This is a genomic window from Streptococcus sp. SCPM-O-B-23252 (M501), assembly GCF_058200355.1.
On the sequence record NZ_JBYQGS010000004.1, the window covers coordinates 17,309 to 36,650 of the forward strand.

Here is a 19,342-nt window from a genome sequence, read left to right on the forward strand (position 1 = left end):
TAGTAGTAGGATCTAATAGGTAAAATAAAAATATAGCAACCCCTTGCAGGTCCTGTTTGTGAGAAACTAAAAAAGACCAGCCTATTTGGGCTGGTCTAATAGGTTGAGTTGATTAGTTGGTGAAGTCAAGTACCATACGTCCTTGAATGGTTCCGGCTTCCATTTCGTCAAAGACTTTGACAGCATCTTCTACTGGACGCTTTTGAACAACTGGAACGACCAAGCCTTCTGCACCAAATTGGAAGGCTTCTTCCAAATCTTTACGAGTTCCTACAAGAGAACCGATGACTTGGATACCATCTAATACTGTTTTCACAATGCTGAGGTCCATCATTTCAGAAGGAAGACCAACTGCGATCACGCGGCCACCTGCACGAACAGAATCTACTGCTTGGTTGAAAGCTACTTTAGAAACAGCTGTTACGACAGCAGAGTGAGCTCCACCATTTGTTTTTTCTTTGATCAATCCTGGGACATCTTCGACTTCGTAACCGTTGATGACAAAGTCTGCACCAACTTCTTTTGCCAATTCGAGTTTATCATTGTTGATATCAACAGCGATGACATGAGCGTTGAAGACTTTCTTAGCATATTGAACAGCCAAGTTTCCTAGTCCACCAGCTCCATAGATAACGATCCATTGTCCTGGTTCAGCTTTGGCTTCTTTGATAGCTTTGTAGGTTGTAACACCGGCACAGGTAATAGAAGAAGCTTGAGCTGGATCTAATCCCTCTGGTACTTTTACTGCGTAGTCTGCAGTTACGATACATTGTTCAGCCATTCCTCCATCAACAGAGTAACCAGCATTTTTTACAGTACGGCAAAGAGTTTCGCGACCAGTTGTACAGTATTCACAAGTACCACATCCTTCGAAGAACCAAGCAACACTGACACGGTCACCAACTTTTAAACTTGTCACATCTGGAGCAAGTTCTTTAACAATCCCGATTCCTTCATGTCCAAGAACACGGCCTGGAACTTTACCGAAGTCTCCGTGAGCAACGTGCAAGTCAGTGTGGCAGACACCACAGTATTCGATTTGAACAAGAGCTTCCCCTGTTTCTAATGGGCGCATCTCCTTGTTTGCAACGATTTCAACACCGGTACCTTCTGGATTTACAACAACAGCTTTCATAGTTTTCCTCCTCAAGAGCTTAGTTGAATTAGAGACGGTAATAAAACGAGAAGTAACATCACTTGAATCATTATCGTATGAAACGAGCTAGGCTCCTTTTTTATTTTTGTTATGTTAATTTTATCACAAACTTTATCAGTTAGCAAGCGTTTACATAGAAAATTTTCTGAAAATAAACTTAACCAGTTAAACTGTTTTCAGAAAAAGTCTCTATAAGGTTCCGTATGTTTGAGAAAACAAAAAGCTTGAATCCTTTCTTGTAAAAGGTGATTCAAGCGCTTCTCTATTTATAGGAAGAGTTTTTCTAGTTGACGAGCAACGCCGTCCTGATCATTTGTATACTCGGTTTGTTTATCGGCATAGGGGAGGAGAACAGGATTGGCGTTTTTCATTGCAAAACCAGTTCCTGCGAAAGCCAACATGTCTGTATCATTTTGTTCGTCTCCAAAGGCGATAAGGTTTTTCCGATCAAGTCCGTAAGTCTTGAGGAGATAGTTGAGGGCAAAGGCCTTATTGACGCCTTTTGGAGCACATTCCAGAATGTTGAGGGGACCACCCCAGCTATTGATTTCTAGCTCGTGATGGTAGTAATCACGCATTTCTTCGGCTAAAGCATACTTATCTTCAGCGCGTGTTTGAAAGAGGATGGCGTTTGGGTTTTCGGTAACTTTATGAGCTTCGAATTTTGTTTTGGAGGAGATTTTAGAAACCCCAAATAAGGCGGGATCAATAGTATGGTGGTAGGTGTGGGTGACATAGAACTTATTGCGATACTCTCCAGCGATAAAGTCCGCCTGGATGTCATTTTCTCTCTCGACCATATCTAGGAGGTATTTTTTATCAAGGGTCATGGATAGTTCTTTTGACCATTTTTTATTTGGAATATGAGTGAGAGCGCCGTTAAAGTTAATCATGGGACTTTCCAATCCCAATTCCTTATAGATGTGATCTGCCATTCGATAGGGACGGCCAGTTGTAATAATGACCAGGTGACCTTGTTCACTGACTTTCTGGATGGTTTCAATCGTATAAGGCGATAATTTGCTCTCAGAATTTAATAAGGTGCCATCTAAATCGACAGCGATTAGTTTTTTATTCATAGGAAGATTCCTTTCATTTGTATGGTTTTTCTTACTCTAAATGAGGAGTATAGAAGTGCCATATTTTAAGAAGAATGCTACCATTATACCAGATAAACAGGAAAATTTCAGTTTTTCGAATAGTAAATGATGTGGCACAAAAGATTATCCAGATGAATCTCTTGTAAAAGTGAATGATATTTGATAAAATATTTGTATTGTTCGTGATTGAGTCGCGAGCAGATTTATTTTTTTTAAGGAGTTTATTGGAAAAATGGATAAGTTTTTCAAACTATCTGAACACGGAACGACGGTTCGTACAGAGGTATTAGCTGGTTTAACGACCTTCTTTGCCATGTCTTATATCTTATTTGTAAACCCTCAAATGCTCTCCCAAACAGGAATGCCAGCTCAAGGAGTATTTCTGGCAACCATTATTGGGTCAGTCGTTGGGACTCTTATGATGGCTTTCTACGCGAACCTGCCTTATGCCCAAGCACCAGGAATGGGCTTGAATGCCTTCTTTACCTTTACAGTGGTATTTGGGATGGGCTATTCTTGGCAAGAAGCCTTGGGAATGGTCTTTATTTGTGGATTGATTTCCTTGGTTATCACATTAACTAATGTTCGGAAAATGATTATTGAGTCAATTCCAAATGCTTTGCGTTCAGCTATTTCAGCTGGTATCGGAATTTTCTTAGCCTATGTTGGAATTAAAAATGCTGGCTTGTTGAAGTTTTCGATTGATCCGCATACCTATACGGTGGCAGGAGAAGGGGCTGACAAAGCGAATGTAGCGATTACAGCAAATTCTGCAGCGGTCCCAGGACTTGTTAGTTTTAATAGTCCGACAGTACTTCTTGCCTTGGCTGGCTTAGCCATTACTGTTTTCTTTGTCATCAAGGGCATTAAAGGAGGAATTATCCTTTCTATCCTTACGACAACAATCCTCGCTATTGTGTTTGGCATTGTTGATCTTTCAACGATTGACTTTGGTAGTACCCATCTTGGAGCAGCCGTTAATGATCTTGGCAAAATTTTTGGAGCTGCACTTGGTTCAGAAGGATTAGGTTCCTTGATTACCAATACTTCTCGTCTTCCTGAAACCTTGATGGCCATCCTCGCTTTCTCATTGACAGATATCTTTGATACGATTGGTACCTTGATTGGAACTGGTGAAAAAGTTGGTATTGTTGCCACAAATGGTGAAAATCATCAATCCGCTAAATTGGATAAAGCCCTTTATTCAGACCTCGTAGCGACATCTGTTGGTGCTATTGCAGGTACTTCGAATGTGACGACTTATGTTGAGTCAGCTGCAGGAATTGGAGCTGGTGGACGGACTGGTTTGACAGCCCTTGTAGTAGCTATCTGTTTCGCAGTGTCAAGTATTTTTAGTCCCCTTCTTGCCATCGTACCAACTGCAGCGACAGCACCGATTTTGATCATCGTTGGGATCATGATGTTGAGTAGCTTGAAAAACATCCATTGGGATGATTTGGCAGAAGCTGTACCAGCTTTCTTCACCTCTATCTTTATGGGATTCAGCTATTCCATCACAAATGGGATTGCAGCAGGTTTTATTACCTATACAGTAACCAAATTGGTCAAAGGTGAAGCCAAAGAAGTTCACAGTATGATTTGGATTTTAGATGCCTTGTTTATCTTGAACTTTATCAGTATGGCCTTGCATTAGAATGAACATAGAGGAAAGCTTGGACAAATAGCCCAAGCTTTTTTTGATTGTCTTAGGTGAGGCAGAAGGTTGATCGACTAAAAATAGTGGGCAATAATCAATTATTTTTGGTATAATGGAGGAATGAAAAGTCAAAATGAACAAGAGTTGATTGCCCTTGGAAAACAGTTGGGTCAACGTTTAGAAAAACAGGATGTCGTGATTCTGACGGGAGATCTGGGGGCAGGGAAAACAACCTTTACAAAAGGCCTTGCTCAAGGGTTGGGCATTCGCCAGATGATCAAAAGTCCTACTTATACTATCGTGAGAGAATATGAAGGCCGTTTGCCCTTGTATCACCTGGATGTCTATCGTATTGGAGACGATCCAGATTCGATTGATTTGGATGACTTTTTATTTGGTGAAGGAGTTACCGTCATTGAGTGGGGAGAATTGTTAGAGACCAGTCTTCCTGCTGGATATTTAAAGGTTGAACTGCTTAAGGACGGTGATGGACGTGAGATATGCTTGTCAGCTGTCGGTGAACGTGCAGAACAATTAAAGGACTCATTTCTAACTTCTGTAGGAGCTTGAAGATGGAACAGGTATTGGATCTCTTTTTGAAAGAGGCTGAGGCTTCGGATGCAGAGTGTTTACTCGACTTTTTTAAAGATGTAGCGACTGAATCGGATTTTATGACCTTGGCTCCAGAAGGGCTTGGGATGACCAAGCAAGAGTTGGAAATATTTGCTGAAACACAAGCACAAACAGACAATCAATTATGTCTCTTATTATACTTGGGTGAGGATCTGGTAGGTGTCTTAAATATTGCAGCGGATCAAAACAGAGCCTTGCGCCATATTGGAGATCTCTTTATCGTTGTTCGGAAGGCCTATTGGAATAAAGGATTGGGTCGTATTCTTCTAGAAGAAGGAATCGCATGGGCAGAAGGTACCAACCTCCTTCGGAAGTTAGACCTCAGTGTCCAAGTTCGAAATGAACGGGCCATCCATCTCTACCAAACGCTAGGATTTGAAATTGAAGGTCTCCGCAAGAGAGGCGTATACAAGGAAGGGGAATATCTGGATGTTTACCTAATGGGCAAACTGATAGATAGACAGAATTAATGATTAAAAAAATTCTATTAATGTTTTTTAGTTTGTTAGCTGTAACGACAATAGGGATTGCGGCCTATGGGCTGACTATCCTCAATCAGTCAACAAATACGTTGAGTAAGACTTATAAAGGGATTGGTGATGAAAACAATGTCATCGCAGAAAACAAACCAATGACCATTTTGCTCATGGGGGTTGATACTGGATCAGGCTCACGAGAGGACCAGTGGGTAGGAAACAGTGATACCATGATTCTGGTGACGGTAAATCCACAGACGCGTGAAACAACGATTATGAGTTTGGAACGGGATATCTTGACCAATATTACGCAGGATGGAGAAACTGTCCAAGCTAAGCTGAATGCGGCTTATGCTCAAGGTGGAGCAGAATTGGCCATTAAAACCATCCAAGATTTGATGAATATTCATATCGACCGTTATGCGATGATCAATATGAAAGGCCTGGTTCAACTGGTTGATAAGGTTGGCGGCATCACAGTAAACAATCCATTTGATTTTGATATTTCAATCGAAGAAAATGAACCGGAATATACAGCAAAAATTCCACCTGGTCGTCAAGAGATTGATGGAGAACAAGCATTGGTATATTCACGGATGCGTTATCAAGATCCAGAAGGAGACTATGGTCGTCAAAAACGCCAACGGGAAGTCATTGAAAAGATCATCAAGAAAGTATTGACTTTGGATGGTCTGAGCAACTATCAAGGAATTATTGAAGCGGTTAGTGATAATATGCAGACCAATATCTCCTTGGATACGAATAGCTTGATGCACTTGATGGGCTATCGAGATGCCTTGAAGAACATCCGTATGGAACAGTTGAAAGGGGAAGATGCCACCCTAGCGGATGGCGGAAGTTACCAAATTGTTACTTCAGAACACCTGTTGAAGATGCAGAATATCCTGCGCAAAAGTCTTGGATTATCGCCTGTAAGAAAGCTCAAAACAAGTGCTGTTCTATTGGATAGCGATGAAGCTAGGGGTACTGATTCGTCAGAAAGTGGCGAAAGCCCAGTAGAGTCGAGTCAGAATACTGGTGGGGGCTATTACGATCCTTCCTATGTTCCGGAAACTTCTGTAAGTTCAGAAACGGTGACACCATACCAACAGATAGTGCCTCCTTATACGGATACAACTGTAGCTGGTGTTGGAGGAAACTAAATTAAAAAAAAAAAGGTTTTGAGATAGCTATCTCAAAACCTTTTTTGGTTAGTCGTTCGTATTAGATTTCTCAGACCAAATAGTTTGGATTTGTTCTACAGAAGCGTTGGCTTGCTGAGAGAAGACCCTTGCCTTATAGGAAAAGTCTTCCAGTAATTGATTTAAAAGGACTCGTTGCTCCTGAATGATTTCAATGTTTTTTTTGATTTTTGAAAGGTTTGATTGGATTCCATCCGTTAGTTGTTTGGTTTCGTTGAATTCATTTTTAAGGGGTTCACGATTTTTAACAAGTTGATAGCTGATGGTTGCTCCAGTCGCAAACCAAAATAGATCTCTTAATTTCATAGTAAGCTCCTTTTTAATGGTTTGAAATTTCCTTGGCTAATTGGGCAAGGTGGTCAAAATCAGGTTCGTGGGCAATGAAATCAATCTTTAGGTCGTCCTCTTGAGAGTAGCGTGGAAGAATATGGACGTGGGTGTGGAAGACAGACTGCCCCGCAATTTCTTCCATGTTACTAATGATATTCATCCCTTGAGGCTGCGTAGCACTTTTCACTTTTTTGGTGACTCTTGAAACGACGTTAAAAAGATCAGCAGTTTCATCTGGTGTCATTTCCAACAGATTACGGGCATGTTTTTTTGGAATCACAAGGGTATGGCCTGGAGTAACTTGAGAGATATCTAAAAAAGCAAGAAAATACTCATCTTCGTAGACCTTAGAAGCAGGAATGTCTCCAGCAACAATCTTACAAAAAATACAATCCGAAACCATAAATGCACCTCAATTTCGTTAGATTTTGTTATAATATAAGAACATTATACCAGAAAGCAGAGAAAATATGTTAGAAATAAAAAACGTGACAGGAGGTTATGTCAATATCCCTGTCTTAAAAGATGTTAGTTTTGAGGTTGGCGATGGACAATTAATTGGATTGATTGGCTTGAATGGAGCAGGGAAATCAACGACCATAAATGAAATTATAGGCCTCTTGCGTCCCTATGCTGGTGAAATCCGTATTGATGGCTTGACTCTAGCTGCTTCTCCAAGTGCTTATCGCCAAAAAATTGGTTATATTCCTGAAACACCTAGTCTTTATGAAGAATTAACCTTGCGTGAGCATATTGAAACAGTAGCGATGGCCTATGATTTGGATCAAGAGGCTGTTTTTGCGCGTGTGACTCCTCTCTTGAAGCAATTTCGACTAGAGGAAAAATTGGATTGGTTTCCTGTCCATTTTTCTAAGGGGATGAAACAAAAGGTTATGATTATTTGTGCCTTTGCTGTTGACCCAAGTTTGTTTATTGTCGACGAGCCTTTCTTAGGTTTGGATCCAGTTGCGATCTCAGATTTAATTCAATTATTGAAAGTGGAAAAAGAGAAGGGAAAATCTATTTTAATGAGTACCCATGTTCTGGATTCTGCTGAAAAAATGTGTGATGCCTTTGTCATCCTCCATAAGGGACAGGTTCGTGCTCAGGGGACTTTAAAGGAATTGCGGACAGAATTTGGAATGGCAAATGCCGATTTGAATGAAATTTACCTTGCACTAACAAATGAGGCGGACCGATGATTGAAGTTTTACAAAAGAGGAAGACGACCTTTCGCAATCAGTGCTTGAAATATTCTCGCTATGTGTTTAATGATCACTTTGTCCTCTTTCTCCTGATTTTTCTAGGCTTTTTAGCGGTTCAGTACAGTCAATTTTTGCGCTCTCTACCAAAAGATAAGAGCCTTCTCCTCCTTGTACTTGCCCTAGCTCCTTTGCTCCTGCTTCCAATTGGTTCTATCGCAACCTATTTTGAGAAGCCAGACATGATTTTTCTTCTGGCAAAAGAAGAGGAATTGAAAGGCTATTTGAACCAACAAATCTTACGAGCGACTATTTTCTGGGGAATTGTACAAACCCTTGTGCTTGTCCTATTTGTCCCTTTGGCTTTGGCTTTAGGCTTGTCTCTTACCATTGTAGTGGTTTATTTGGCTATTCTCTTCTTGTTGAAGGTTCTTGTTTTTCAAGGGAAGGGGAAAAGATTCTATAACCAGGCGGGTCTTGATTGGAAGCGAATCGTAGAGCTAGAAAACCAGAGAAAGCAAAGTATTCTAAGATTTTTCTCCCTTTTTACCACAGTAAAAGGAATGACCAACAGCGTGAAACGGCGTGCTTACTTAGATAAGCTGACAAGCATGGTTCCAAAAGTCAGTGCTAAGACCTGGAACAACCTGTATCTCCGTTCTTATCTCAGAAATGGAGATCTATTTTCCATGAGTTTGCGCCTATTAGGACTATCAGTCGCTGTCTTTGTCTTCATCCCTCAAACGCTAGTAGCAGTGGCCGTCGCGGGTCTCTTGAATTATTTGCTTGTTTTTCAATTGCTCGGACTCTACAAGGCCTTTGACTATCAGTATTTAACGCGACTCTTCCCCTTGGAAATCAGTGCTAAAACACGAGGGCTTCTTCAAACAGTTCAATCGGTGACTTTGTTTGTGGTTCTTGTCGAGGGAGGCCTGGGATTACTGGTCTTTGAAGAGAAAATTCTCGTCCTGGCCTTGCTAGCTTTCACAGCCTTTTTAGCCTATGGTTATGCACCTTTCAAGGTGAGACGATTAGTTGACGAAACGCCTTAAAATTAGTAAAATAGATGGGAAACTTTTTACGGAGGAAGAGATGGACTCGAACGAAAAAGAGCTAACGTTAACCCCAATTGCTGGTAAAAGCGGAAAAGCCTTTATGGGGACTTATCCGGATGGGGGGAAAGTATTTGTCAAAATGAATACAACTCCAATATTAGCAGGGTTAGCTAAAGAACAAATTGCTCCACAACTCTTATGGAGCCGACGCTTACCTGACGGAAATGTGATGAGCGCACAAGAATGGTTAAATGGAGAAATTTTAACTCCAAATGGGATGGGGAAAAAGCAAGTGGTTCATATCCTGACTCGTTTGCACCGTTCACGCCCCTTGATGACGCAATTGAGAAAGTTGGGCTACACAGCTGAATCGCCATTGGATTTATTGAATTCTTTGAGCAGTCAGTTGCCAATTGCTTTGCGTCAAAACAATTATTTGCAATCTGTATTAAAGAGTTTACGACAGACTGTTCCAGCTTTTCGAGAAGATTATGCAACCATTGTTCACGGAGATGTCCGTCACAGTAACTGGATTGAAACGGATAGTGGATTTATCTACTTGGTAGATTGGGATTCTGTCCGCTTAACAGATCGGATGATGGATGTGGCTCATGTTTTAAGTCACTATATTCCAGATTCCCAGTGGCAGGATTGGTTGGTCTATTACGGCTATAAGTACAATGAAACTGTATTTGGTAAATTGTACTGGTTTGGTCAATACTCTTTCCTTTGTCAGATTGTAAAATACTATGAAAACAATGATTTAGAGAATGTGAACCGGGAAATTTATGCCTTGCGTAATTTCCGGTCAAAATATGGGAAGGAAGCATGAGAGTTAGAAACCGCAAAGGTGCAACTGAATTATTAGAAGCCAATCCGCAATATGTCATTTTGAAGCCAGAAGAAGCCAAAGGGAAGTGGCATGAGATTTTTGGAAATGACCATCCTATTCATATTGAAGTGGGAAGTGGTAAAGGAGCCTTTATCACTGGAATGGCAAAACAAAATCCAGACATTAACTATATCGGGATTGATATTCAAAAATCAGTATTAAGTTACGCTTTGGATAAGGTGTTGGAAGCTGACGTTCCCAATATCAAGTTGCTTTGGGTGGACGGAGATAGCTTGACTAATTACTTTGAAGACGGTGAGATTGATCAATTGTATCTCAATTTTTCAGATCCTTGGCCGAAGAAACGCCATGAAAAACGTCGTCTAACCTACAAGAGTTTCTTAGATACCTTCAAACAGATTTTGCCAGAGCATGGAGAGATTCATTTCAAGACGGACAATCGAGGACTCTTTGAATACAGTTTGGTGAGTTTTTCTCAGTATAGAATGACCTTGAAGGGTGTCTGGCTAGATCTTCATGCTAGTGATTTTGAGGGAAATGTCATGACCGAATATGAAAAGAAATTCTCAAGTAAGGGTCAGGTCATTTATCGGGTTGAAGCACAATTTTAAAGTCTAGTTAAGGATCGACGTCTCCTGAAAAGGAGGCGTTTTTCTTTTGGATGGTAGCTGTATGAATGAGGAAGGCGAAATTCTTGCATTTCGACGGAACTTGTGCTAGAATATTTAAAACGAATAGAAAAGGAGAGGCGAAGACATATCTTCGCCTCTTGTCTGTGAGGAGGTGTTGTCCTATCGCAACAATTGTTGAATTAGTAACAGAAATTATTGAACCGGCCATCCAAGCTCCCTTTGAATTAGTGGATGTTGAATATGAAAAGGTTGTAGGAGATTATGTTCTAAGTATCTTTGTTGATAAGCCAGGTGGTATTACTCTAAATGATACAGCGGATTTAACAGAAGTGATTAGTCCTCTGTTGGATCAGATTCAACCAGATCCATTCCCAGAACAGTACTTCCTAGAAGTGACGAGTCCTGGTTTGGAGCGTCCCTTAAAAACCAAAGATGCAGTGGAAAAAGCTCTGGGTCAATATATCCATGTCAGCTTGTACAAGGCAGTTGACAAACAAAAGGTCATTGAAGGAACACTCGTTAAGTTCGAAGATGACCAATTGACCATGGAATACATGGACAAAACCAGAAAGAAAACCATTGAAATCCCCTATAGTCTTGTCTCAAAAGCAAGACTAGCTGTCAAATTATAGCAGAAAAGAAAGGAAGGCTCTTAGTAGCCTAAGAGCAAGAAAAGAATGAGTAAAGAAATGCTAGATGCTTTTCGCATCTTGGAAGAAGACAAAGGAATCAAAAAAGAAGATATCATTGAAGCTGTCACAGAATCATTGCGTTCGGCTTATCGGAGACGGTATGGTCAAGCAGAAAGTGCTGCTATCGAATTTAATGAAAAGACTGGTGACTTCCGCGTTTATACTGTTCGTGAAGTAGTGGATGAAGTATTTGATAGCCGGTTAGAAATTAGCTTGAAAGATGCTCTTTCGATTAGCTCTGCCTATGAATTGGGAGACAAAATCAAATTTGAAGAAGCACCTGCTGAGTTTGGCCGTGTTGCAGCTCAATCTGCCAAACAAACCATCATGGAAAAAATGCGCAAGCAAACTCGTGCGATTACCTACAACACTTATAAAGAACATGAAAATGAAATTATGAGTGGAACGGTTGAGCGTTTTGATAATCGCTTTATCTATGTAAATTTAGGGTCTATCGAAGCTCAACTGTCTAAACAAGACCAGATCCCGGGTGAAGTTTTCCAATCTCATGATCGCATCGAAGTCTTTGTCTACAAAGTAGAAGACAATCCTCGTGGGGTCAACGTTTTCGTAAGTCGTAGCCATCCAGAAATGATCAAACGTTTGATGGAACAAGAAATTCCTGAAGTCTATGATGGAACCGTTGAAATCATGAGCGTGGCGCGTGAAGCTGGAGATCGGACCAAGGTGGCTGTTCGTAGCCATAATCCAAACGTTGATGCGATTGGAACCATCGTTGGTCGTGGTGGATCGAATATCAAAAAGATTACTAGCAAGTTCCACCCAGCTCGTTATGATCAGAAATTGGATCGTATGGTCCCAACAGAAGAGAATATTGATGTCATTGAGTGGGTACCAGATCCAGCAGAATTTATCTACAATGCCATTGCGCCTGCTGAGGTCGATCAAGTCATCTTTGATGAAGAAGACAGCAAGCATGCCCTTGTGGTAGTGCCAGATAGCAAGCTATCTCTTGCGATCGGTCGTCGTGGTCAAAACGTGCGCTTGGCGGCTCACTTAACTGGCTACCGGATTGATATCAAATCAGCTAGTGAGTACGAAGAAATGGAAGCAAGTCAAGAACCTGCTTTTGAAGAAGTAGAAAGTGATTTGAATTCTGTAGACGAATAGGGAGGAAATCATGGTAAAGACAAGAAAAATCCCTTTACGCAAGTCTGTCGTTTCAAATGAGGTCATCGATAAACGAGATCTCTTGCGAATCGTAAAAAATAAAGAAGGTCAAGTTTTTATCGATCCAACTGGGAAAGCAAATGGTCGTGGTGCTTATATCAAGCTTGATAACGAGGAAGCACTTCAAGCCAAGAAGAAGAAAGTCTTCAATCGCAGCTTTAGCATGGAAGTGGATGAAGCTTTCTACGACGATTTGATTGCTTATGTGGATCATAAGGTGAAAAGAAGAGAGTTAGGCCTTGAATAAGCAAAAAGTCAGTAATTTATTGGGATTGGCTCAGAGAGCAGGGAAAATCATCTCTGGAGAAGAGTTGGTCATCAAGTCTGTTCAAGAAGGAAAGGCTTGTTTGGTCTTTCTAGCAGATGATGCAGCTCCCAATCTTACCAAAAAAATCACAGATAAATGCCACTATTATGGCATTCCGGTATTAACCGTGTTTTCAACACTAGAATTAAGTACTGCCATTGGTCGCTCACGAAAGGTAGCGACCGTGACAGATGCTGGATTTTCAAAGAAAATGAGGTCTCTTATGGAATAGAAGAGGAGGACAGCAATTGTCTAAGAAAAGATTGTATGAGATTGCCAAAGAACTAGGCAAGGAAAGTAAAGAAGTCGTCACACGGGCCAAAGAATTAGGGTTGGAGGTAAAGAGTCACGCTTCTAGTATCGAAGGTGAAGCGGTTGAGCGTTTGGTCAATAGTTTTGCATCAAAGGCGCCTCAAACTCCTAAAGTGACGGAAGAAAAACAAGTAAAAGTTGCACCGGTTGCAAAAGAACCTGTTGCAAACCAACCAGAAAAGAAAACGGAAACAGCGGCAGCACCTGTTGTGAAGCCAAAGAGTCGTAATTTCAAGGCGGAACGCGAAGCCCGTGCAAAAGAGCAGGCGGAACGTCGTCAACAACAAGGAAATCGACCTAAGAAACAACAAAACGACCGTCGGGATGGGGATCGTTTCCAAAATCGTAATGAGCGAAAAAATCAAGGAAATGACCGCCGGAACCAAGGGAATGATCGTCGTCGTGACCAAGCTGGTAACGGTCAAGGACGTCCAAATCCTGTAAATGGCGCTCCGAAGATTGATTTCAAAGCCCGTGCGGCAGCATTAAAGGCAGAGCAAAATGCGGAATATGCACGTGGTAGTGAAGAACGCTACAAGCAAAACCAGGCAGCCAAGGTAGAGCAAGAACGTCAACAACGTCGTAAGCGCGAAGAGGCAGTTGCGACTGAAGTTGTCGCTCCACAACCAAAGGCAGAACCAGCGAAGGCGACTCCGGTAGCGGCTCCAAGCCCTGCAGCAGTTGATACACGTCGTAAGAAACAAGCTAGACCAGACAAAAAACGTGAAGATTTTGATCGCGAAGAAGATGGTCCAAGAAAACAACAAAAGAATCGAAGTAGTCAAAACCAAGTGAGAAATCAAAGAAATAGTAACTGGAACAACAACAAAAAGAATAAAAAAGGAAAGAATAACCGCAATGAAGCTCCAAAACCAGTAACAGAGCGTAAATTCCATGAGTTGCCAAGTGAACTTGAGTACACAGATGGAATGACGGTTGCGGAAATCGCAAAACGGATTAAGCGTGAGCCTGCGGAAATCGTTAAGAAACTCTTCATGATGGGAGTGATGGCGACACAAAACCAATCCTTGGATGGCGATACCATTGAACTTCTGTTAGTGGATTATGGAATTGAAGCTAAGAAAAAGGTTGAAGTGGACAATGCGGATATCGAACGCTTCTTCGTCGAAGATGGCTATTTGAATCCAGATGAATTGGTAGAGCGTCCACCAGTTGTCACCATCATGGGACACGTTGACCATGGTAAAACAACCCTTTTGGATACCCTTCGTAATTCACGTGTAGCAACAGGTGAAGCGGGAGGAATCACCCAGCATATCGGTGCTTATCAAATCGTGGAAAATGGCAAGAAGATTACCTTCTTGGATACACCTGGACACGCGGCCTTTACTTCTATGCGGGCGCGTGGTGCATCTGTTACGGATATTACCATCTTGGTCGTAGCGGCAGATGACGGGGTGATGCCTCAGACTATCGAAGCTATTAACCACTCAAAAGCGGCGAATGTTCCAATCATTGTGGCTATTAACAAGATCGATAAACCAGGTGCCAACCCAGAACGTGTCATCGGTGAATTGGCTGAACATGGGGTTATGTCAACTGCCTGGGGTGGAGATTCTGAGTTTGTAGAAATCTCTGCTAAGTTCAACCAAAATATCGATGAACTCTTGGAAACGGTCCTTCTTGTAGCTGAAATCCAAGAACTCAAAGCAGATCCAACAGTTCGTGCCATCGGTACTGTTATCGAAGCGCGATTGGATAAAGGAAAAGGTGCGGTTGCAACCCTTCTGGTTCAACAAGGTACCTTGAACGTTCAAGACCCAATCGTTGTTGGTAATACTTTCGGACGTGTCCGTGCCATGACCAATGACCTTGGCCGTCGTGTGAAAGTAGCTGGACCATCTACTCCAGTTTCTATCACTGGTTTGAACGAAGCGCCAATGGCGGGTGACCACTTTGCGGTTTATGAAGATGAAAAATCTGCGCGTGCAGCCGGTGAAGAACGTGCGAAACGTGCGCTGATGAAACAACGTCAAGCAACCAATCGTGTCAGCCTTGAAAATCTCTTTGATACCTTGAAGGCTGGAGAAGTGAAATCCGTTAATGTCATCATCAAGGCCGATGTTCAAGGATCGGTTGAAGCCCTTGCTGCTTCCCTTCAAAAGATTGAAGTGGAAGGTGTGAAAGTGACCATCGTTCACTCAGCAGTTGGTGCTATCAACGAATCAGACGTTACCCTCGCAGAAGCTTCAAATGCCTTCATCATTGGATTTAACGTCCGCCCTACGCCTCAAGCGCGTCAGCAAGCAGAAGCTGATGAGGTAGAAATCCGTCTTCACTCAATCATCTACAAAGTGATTGAAGAAATGGAAGATGCCATGAAGGGAATGTTGGATCCTGAATTCGAAGAGAAAGTCATCGGGGAAGCAGTCATTCGTGAAACCTTCAAGGTCTCTAAAGTGGGTACTATCGGTGGATTTATGGTCCTCAGTGGTAAGGTCACTCGTGACTCCAAAGTTCGTGTCATTCGTGACGGTGTCGTCATTTATGATGGAGCTCTTGCTAGCTTGAAACATTATAAAGATGATGTCAAAGAAGTGACCAACGGTCGCGAAGGTGGATTGATGATCGAAGGCTACAATGATATCAAGACTGATGATACCATTGAAGCTTACATCATGGAAGAAATTAAAAAATAAACTGTTAACTAGGAAGGAAGAAAGGTAATCTCCTATTTCCTAGTTTTTAAAGACAGAGCAGAAAGGAGTTCCTATGGCAAGTCATTTTCGGACAGACCGAGTCGGTATGGAAATCAAGCGGGAAGTCAACGAAATTTTGCAAAAGAAAGTTCGTGATCCGCGTGTCCAAGGCGTCACCATTACGGATGTTCAAATGCTAGGCGATTTGTCGATGGCCAAGGTTTACTATTCGATTATGAGTGACCTGGCTTCAGATAATCAAAAGGCTCAGACAGGGCTGGAAAAAGCAACAGGAACCATCAAGCGCGAATTAGGTCGGAATTTAAAATTGTACAAAATTCCAGATTTAACCTTTGTCAAAGATGAATCCATTGAATATGGAAACAAGATTGACCAAATGTTACGCGATCTTGATAAAAAATAATGAACAAAACGATAGATTCTGTAGAGTCTATCGTTTTTTTATGGCAAAATTCAGAAGAAATTTCAAAAAAAACTTGTGCCGAAGGGGTGGATGTTTTAAAATAGAGTGAGTAAACTTTTATCGAATGATGATGGAGGAAAAGGAATGTCCATTGATTGGCAGAACATTTTATTTAACTTCTTAGGTGGTTTGGGACTATTTTTATATAGTATCAAAACTATGGGTGATGGCTTGCAACAGGCTGCAGGGGATCGCCTTCGTTACTATATCGACAAATATACCAGTAATCCATTTCTAGGGGTGCTCGTAGGGATTGTCGTGACTGCCCTTATCCAGTCTAGTACCGGGGTAACTGTTATTACGGTTGGATTAGTAAGTGCCGGTCTATTAACGCTACGCCAAGCAATTGGGATCATCATGGGGGCCAATATCGGGACGACGGTCACTTCCTTCATCATTGGTTTCAAGTTGGGAACATATGCCTTGCCCATTATGTTTGTCGGTACAGTCTGTCTCTTCTTTACCAAGAATCGGATAGCTAACAATATTGGTCGGATCTTGTTTGGGGTTGGGGGAATCTTTTACGCCTTGAACCTCATCAGCGCAGGGATGAGTCCTTTGAAAGACTTGCCAGAGTTTAGCCAATATATGGTAACCCTTGGGAAGAATCCAATCCTCGGAGTGCTAGCTGGAGCCATTATCACAGTCTTGATCCAGGCTTCTTCTGCAACGATTGGGATTCTGCAAGGTCTCTACTCAGGTGGATTTTTAGATCTTAAGGGAGCATTGCCAATTTTATTTGGGGATAACATTGGGACTACGCTCACCGTTATCATTGCTGCCATGGGGGCCAATGTTTCTGCCAAACGGGTTGCAGCGACCCACGTCTTATTTAATGTCATCGGGACCATTCTGTGTATCATCTTGTTGGGACCATTTACAAGTATGATTGAGTTCTTCCAAGCTCAGTTGCATCTCTCACCTGAGATGACGATTGCCTTTTCACATGGTGCTTTTAATGTGACCAACACCATCGTTCAATTCCCATTCATTGGGGCTTTGGCTTACTTTGTGACGAAATTGATTCCTGGTGAGGATGAAGTGGTCAAATACGAACCACTTTACTTGGACGAAAATTTGATTACCCAAGCTCCTTCGATTGCCTTGGGAAATGCTAAAAAAGAACTCTTGCACTTAGGAGCTTATGCTGAAAAGATTTTTGATTTATCTTATCGCTATATTTTGAATCAAGAAGAAAAGTTGGCTGAAAAAGGCCATAAAACAGAAGAAGCGATTAATACCATCGATGATCAGTTGACCAAATACTTGATCCGCTTGTCCAGTGAAGCTTTGAGTCCAAAAGAAAGCGAATCCTTGACCAATATTTTGGATTCTTCTCGAGATTTGGAGCGGATTGGAGACCACGCAGAAGCCTTGATCAACTTGACGGATTATCTCATTCGGAAGAAAGTTGTCTTTTCTGACAATGCCTTGGCTGAATTAGAAGATATCTACCAGCAAACGGCGACGTTTGTTAAAGATGCCCTTCGAAGTGTAGAAGAGGATAACCAAGAGTTGGCGGCAGAGTTGGAACAGCGCCATCAGGCAATTGAAAAACTCGAAAAGAAATTGCGGAAGACTCATATTTCTCGTCTGAACAAGGGCGAGTGTACACCTCAAGCAGGTGTCAACTTTATTGATATCATCTCTCACTATACACGTGTCGCAGACCATGCCATGAACTTAGCTGAGAAGGTACAATTGGAGCAGATCTAAAAAAACGAAAAATCCAGTTCTTTAGGACTGGATTTTAGAATGTAGACAAATTTTTTTCATAAAATAGCTAGAAAATTTTTTCAAAAAAATAATTTGTATTTTTAATTAATTAAACAAATTTATTACTTTCCGCTGTGAGAAAAGTGGCTGAAGCGCTAAAGTTTCAGCCACTCGGGAGTTTTGAAACTTTAGGTTCAAAACTAAGTCATGGAACTTCAAATAAGTTCGCTGACGTCCGTACTCACCTAAGGAAAGTTTTAAAGAAGACTTTATATTCAATCTGAAATCCAGCTCAAAAAAACTGGATTTTTTATCGTATTTATAGAGAATATTAATATATTTAAATAAAATAGGTCTAGACCATTTACAAATGCAGTACAAAGGATTATAATGTGTATGAATATATCGGTAGAAAAAGAAAGGAAATCACCATGACAACCTATATACAAGCAGATCAATTCTTTTATCCCCATGGCATTCGTAAGGGAGGATATCTAGAAATTGTCGATGGCAAATTTGGGAAACATGTAGATCAGCTACCAGAGGGAGCTACTGTTTTGGACTATACAGGCTATAGTATTGCTCCTGGTTTGGTCGATACGCACATCCATGGATTTGGTGGAGTTGATGTTATGGACAACAACATCGAGGGAACTCTTCATACTATGAGTGAGGGTCTCTTGAGCACAGGGGTCACTAGCTTTTTGCCAACAACCTTGACCTCTTCTTATGAGCAATTATTGGCAGTAACTGAAAACATTGGAGCACGCTACCAAGAAGCATCTGGTGCTAAGATTCGTGGCATTTACTTTGAAGGACCTTACTTTACAGAGAAGTACAAAGGGGCACAAAATCCAGCCTACATGAAAGATCCTCGAATGGATGAATTCCGTGCATGGCAAAAAGTAGCCAACGGCTTGCTCAATAAAATTGCCCTTGCTCCTGAGCGAGATGGTGTCGAAGACTTTGTCCGCACAGTGACAGGAGAAGGGGTAACGGTTGCGCTTGGTCACTCCAATGCAACCTTTGACGAAGCTAAAAAAGCAGTGGATGCTGGGGCTAGTGTCTGGGTGCATGCCTATAACGGAATGCGCGGTTTGACGCACCGTGAGTTGGGAATGGTTGGGGCTATGTACCAACTTCCTCATACTTATGCAGAGTTAATCTGTGATGGCCATCACGTTGATCCAAAAGCCTGCGACATCCTTCTCAAACAAAAAGGAGTGGAAAATATCGCCTTGATCACCGACTGTATGACAGCTGGTGGCTTGGAAGATGGCGACTACATGTTGGGTGAATTCCCTGTTGTCGTAGAAAATGGAACAGCCCGTTTGAAATCGACAGGGAATCTGGCTGGTTCGATCTTGAAGCTTAAAGATGGATTGAAGAATGTTGTTGAGTGGGGCATTGCCAATCCTCATGAAGCGGTCATGATGGCGAGTCTCAACCCTGCTAAATCTGTCCATATTGATGATGTCTGTGGCCAAATCCGTGAAGGGTATGACGCTGACTTTATTGTATTGGATAAAGATTTAGAGTTGGTAGCAACCTTCTTAGACGGTCAAAAACGATTTGAAGCTTAATGGTGAAAAAGAGGTTCAACTACGAATCGCTTGCTTTCGCCAAACTAAAAATTGAATGTATCCCATAAGCTGAGATGAAAGTCTCAGCTTATTTGAATAGG

At 41.7% G+C, this 19,342-nt stretch carries 19 protein-coding genes and 2 pseudogenes; 17 read left to right on the plus strand and 4 right to left on the minus strand.

Annotated features, from left to right (window positions below; all coding sequences use genetic code 11):
* Positions 1–112: 112 nt before the first annotated feature.
* Together adhP and AC3E6G_RS08435 are read right to left on the minus strand one after the other, a co-directional pair.
* Complete coding sequence (gene adhP / locus AC3E6G_RS08430) at positions 113–1,135, minus strand: alcohol dehydrogenase AdhP (protein ID WP_048789378.1); 1,023 nt, start codon at positions 1,133–1,135, stop codon at positions 113–115.
* Positions 1,136–1,422: 287 nt separating this feature from the next.
* Positions 1,423–2,235 (minus strand): Cof-type HAD-IIB family hydrolase, encoded by an 813-nt coding sequence (locus AC3E6G_RS08435; RefSeq protein WP_048789377.1) that lies wholly within the window; start codon positions 2,233–2,235, stop codon positions 1,423–1,425.
* Between the two features lie 253 nt (positions 2,236–2,488).
* Between AC3E6G_RS08435 and AC3E6G_RS08440 the strand changes: the two genes are divergently transcribed.
* The 4 genes from AC3E6G_RS08440 (at position 2,489) to lytR (ending at position 6,185) form a co-directional block, all read left to right on the plus strand.
* Positions 2,489–3,910 (plus strand): NCS2 family permease, encoded by a 1,422-nt coding sequence (locus AC3E6G_RS08440; protein WP_490700823.1) that lies wholly within the window; start codon positions 2,489–2,491, stop codon positions 3,908–3,910.
* A 123-nt stretch (positions 3,911–4,033) separates the two neighbouring features.
* Complete coding sequence (gene tsaE / locus AC3E6G_RS08445; RefSeq protein ID WP_048789375.1) at positions 4,034–4,483, plus strand: tRNA (adenosine(37)-N6)-threonylcarbamoyltransferase complex ATPase subunit type 1 TsaE; 450 nt, start codon at positions 4,034–4,036, stop codon at positions 4,481–4,483.
* Positions 4,484–4,485: 2 nt separating this feature from the next.
* Positions 4,486–5,016, plus strand: coding sequence for a GNAT family N-acetyltransferase (locus AC3E6G_RS08450; protein WP_048789374.1), 531 nt, complete (start codon positions 4,486–4,488; stop codon positions 5,014–5,016).
* Complete coding sequence (gene lytR / locus AC3E6G_RS08455; RefSeq protein ID WP_048688809.1) at positions 5,016–6,185, plus strand: glycopolymer--peptidoglycan transferase LytR; 1,170 nt, start codon at positions 5,016–5,018, stop codon at positions 6,183–6,185. Before AC3E6G_RS08450 ends, lytR begins: the two co-directional genes overlap by 1 nt.
* 48 nt (positions 6,186–6,233) lie before the next feature.
* Here lytR and AC3E6G_RS08460 read toward each other — a convergent pair whose 3' ends face one another.
* On the minus strand, positions 6,234–6,530 hold the full coding sequence (locus tag AC3E6G_RS08460) for a hypothetical protein (RefSeq protein WP_490700824.1): 297 nt from the start codon (positions 6,528–6,530) through the stop codon (positions 6,234–6,236).
* Between the two features lie 13 nt (positions 6,531–6,543).
* The gene (locus AC3E6G_RS08465) at positions 6,544–6,957 is read right to left on the minus strand and encodes an HIT family protein (protein WP_490700825.1); all 414 of its coding nucleotides are present in this window, start codon (positions 6,955–6,957) and stop codon (positions 6,544–6,546) included.
* Between the two features lie 67 nt (positions 6,958–7,024).
* Here AC3E6G_RS08465 and AC3E6G_RS08470 point away from each other — a divergent pair, with 67 nt between their 5' ends.
* The 13 genes and pseudogenes from AC3E6G_RS08470 to nagA all read left to right on the plus strand — a co-directional run bounded on the left by AC3E6G_RS08470 (position 7,025) and on the right by nagA (position 19,241).
* Entirely contained in the window at positions 7,025–7,756 is a 732-nt protein-coding gene (locus tag AC3E6G_RS08470) for an ABC transporter ATP-binding protein (RefSeq protein WP_490700826.1), read from the plus strand.
* Positions 7,753–8,808: an ABC transporter permease gene (locus AC3E6G_RS08475; protein WP_490700827.1), complete on the plus strand. Its 1,056-nt coding sequence runs from the start codon at positions 7,753–7,755 to the stop codon at positions 8,806–8,808. The genes AC3E6G_RS08470 and AC3E6G_RS08475 overlap by 4 nt, the downstream gene beginning before the upstream one ends.
* A gap of 40 nt (positions 8,809–8,848) precedes the next feature.
* On the plus strand, positions 8,849–9,643 hold the full coding sequence (ccrZ, locus tag AC3E6G_RS08480; protein WP_023022280.1) for a cell cycle regulator CcrZ: 795 nt from the start codon (positions 8,849–8,851) through the stop codon (positions 9,641–9,643).
* A complete protein-coding gene (trmB, locus tag AC3E6G_RS08485; RefSeq protein ID WP_156677081.1) occupies positions 9,640–10,275 on the plus strand; it encodes a tRNA (guanosine(46)-N7)-methyltransferase TrmB in 636 nt (211 codons plus the stop codon). Before ccrZ ends, trmB begins: the two co-directional genes overlap by 4 nt.
* 164 nt (positions 10,276–10,439) lie before the next feature.
* Entirely contained in the window at positions 10,440–10,928 is a 489-nt protein-coding gene (rimP, locus tag AC3E6G_RS08490) for a ribosome maturation factor RimP (protein WP_185776856.1), read from the plus strand.
* A gap of 45 nt (positions 10,929–10,973) precedes the next feature.
* A complete protein-coding gene (gene nusA / locus AC3E6G_RS08495; protein WP_156677080.1) occupies positions 10,974–12,119 on the plus strand; it encodes a transcription termination factor NusA in 1,146 nt (381 codons plus the stop codon).
* Positions 12,120–12,129: 10 nt separating this feature from the next.
* Positions 12,130–12,426: an RNase P modulator RnpM gene (gene rnpM / locus AC3E6G_RS08500; RefSeq protein ID WP_048789373.1), complete on the plus strand. Its 297-nt coding sequence runs from the start codon at positions 12,130–12,132 to the stop codon at positions 12,424–12,426.
* Complete coding sequence (locus AC3E6G_RS08505) at positions 12,419–12,718, plus strand: YlxQ-related RNA-binding protein (RefSeq protein ID WP_490700828.1); 300 nt, start codon at positions 12,419–12,421, stop codon at positions 12,716–12,718. Before rnpM ends, AC3E6G_RS08505 begins: the two co-directional genes overlap by 8 nt.
* 16 nt (positions 12,719–12,734) lie before the next feature.
* Positions 12,735–12,894, plus strand: a pseudogene (locus AC3E6G_RS08510) (translation initiation factor IF-2 N-terminal domain-containing protein); the annotation flags it as partial.
* Positions 12,895–13,250: 356 nt separating this feature from the next.
* Positions 13,251–15,458, plus strand: a pseudogene (infB, locus tag AC3E6G_RS08515) (translation initiation factor IF-2); the annotation flags it as partial.
* Positions 15,459–15,531: 73 nt separating this feature from the next.
* The gene (gene rbfA, locus AC3E6G_RS08520; protein ID WP_006596876.1) at positions 15,532–15,882 is read left to right on the plus strand and encodes a 30S ribosome-binding factor RbfA; all 351 of its coding nucleotides are present in this window, start codon (positions 15,532–15,534) and stop codon (positions 15,880–15,882) included.
* 144 nt (positions 15,883–16,026) lie between these two features.
* The gene (locus tag AC3E6G_RS08525) at positions 16,027–17,658 is read left to right on the plus strand and encodes a Na/Pi cotransporter family protein (RefSeq protein WP_048789370.1); all 1,632 of its coding nucleotides are present in this window, start codon (positions 16,027–16,029) and stop codon (positions 17,656–17,658) included.
* 431 nt (positions 17,659–18,089) lie between these two features.
* Entirely contained in the window at positions 18,090–19,241 is a 1,152-nt protein-coding gene (nagA, locus tag AC3E6G_RS08530; RefSeq protein ID WP_048789459.1) for an N-acetylglucosamine-6-phosphate deacetylase, read from the plus strand.
* The last annotated feature ends 101 nt before the right edge of the window (positions 19,242–19,342 follow it).

What these genes read in the sequence shown, in the direction of transcription:
- adhP (WP_048789378.1), bottom strand. Translation starts at nt 1,135, where the DNA reads ATGAAAGCTGTTGTTGTAAATCCAGAAGGTACCGGTGTTGAAATCGTT.
- AC3E6G_RS08435 (WP_048789377.1), bottom strand. Translation starts at nt 2,235, where the DNA reads ATGAATAAAAAACTAATCGCTGTCGATTTAGATGGCACCTTATTAAAT.
- AC3E6G_RS08440 (WP_490700823.1), top strand. Translation starts at nt 2,489, where the DNA reads ATGGATAAGTTTTTCAAACTATCTGAACACGGAACGACGGTTCGTACA.
- tsaE (WP_048789375.1), top strand. Translation starts at nt 4,034, where the DNA reads ATGAAAAGTCAAAATGAACAAGAGTTGATTGCCCTTGGAAAACAGTTG.
- AC3E6G_RS08450 (WP_048789374.1), top strand. Translation starts at nt 4,486, where the DNA reads ATGGAACAGGTATTGGATCTCTTTTTGAAAGAGGCTGAGGCTTCGGAT.
- lytR (WP_048688809.1), top strand. Translation starts at nt 5,016, where the DNA reads ATGATTAAAAAAATTCTATTAATGTTTTTTAGTTTGTTAGCTGTAACG.
- AC3E6G_RS08460 (WP_490700824.1), bottom strand. Translation starts at nt 6,530, where the DNA reads ATGAAATTAAGAGATCTATTTTGGTTTGCGACTGGAGCAACCATCAGC.
- AC3E6G_RS08465 (WP_490700825.1), bottom strand. Translation starts at nt 6,957, where the DNA reads ATGGTTTCGGATTGTATTTTTTGTAAGATTGTTGCTGGAGACATTCCT.
- AC3E6G_RS08470 (WP_490700826.1), top strand. Translation starts at nt 7,025, where the DNA reads ATGTTAGAAATAAAAAACGTGACAGGAGGTTATGTCAATATCCCTGTC.
- AC3E6G_RS08475 (WP_490700827.1), top strand. Translation starts at nt 7,753, where the DNA reads ATGATTGAAGTTTTACAAAAGAGGAAGACGACCTTTCGCAATCAGTGC.
- ccrZ (WP_023022280.1), top strand. Translation starts at nt 8,849, where the DNA reads ATGGACTCGAACGAAAAAGAGCTAACGTTAACCCCAATTGCTGGTAAA.
- trmB (WP_156677081.1), top strand. Translation starts at nt 9,640, where the DNA reads ATGAGAGTTAGAAACCGCAAAGGTGCAACTGAATTATTAGAAGCCAAT.
- nusA (WP_156677080.1), top strand. Translation starts at nt 10,974, where the DNA reads ATGAGTAAAGAAATGCTAGATGCTTTTCGCATCTTGGAAGAAGACAAA.
- rnpM (WP_048789373.1), top strand. Translation starts at nt 12,130, where the DNA reads ATGGTAAAGACAAGAAAAATCCCTTTACGCAAGTCTGTCGTTTCAAAT.
- rbfA (WP_006596876.1), top strand. Translation starts at nt 15,532, where the DNA reads ATGGCAAGTCATTTTCGGACAGACCGAGTCGGTATGGAAATCAAGCGG.
- AC3E6G_RS08525 (WP_048789370.1), top strand. Translation starts at nt 16,027, where the DNA reads ATGTCCATTGATTGGCAGAACATTTTATTTAACTTCTTAGGTGGTTTG.
- nagA (WP_048789459.1), top strand. Translation starts at nt 18,090, where the DNA reads ATGACAACCTATATACAAGCAGATCAATTCTTTTATCCCCATGGCATT.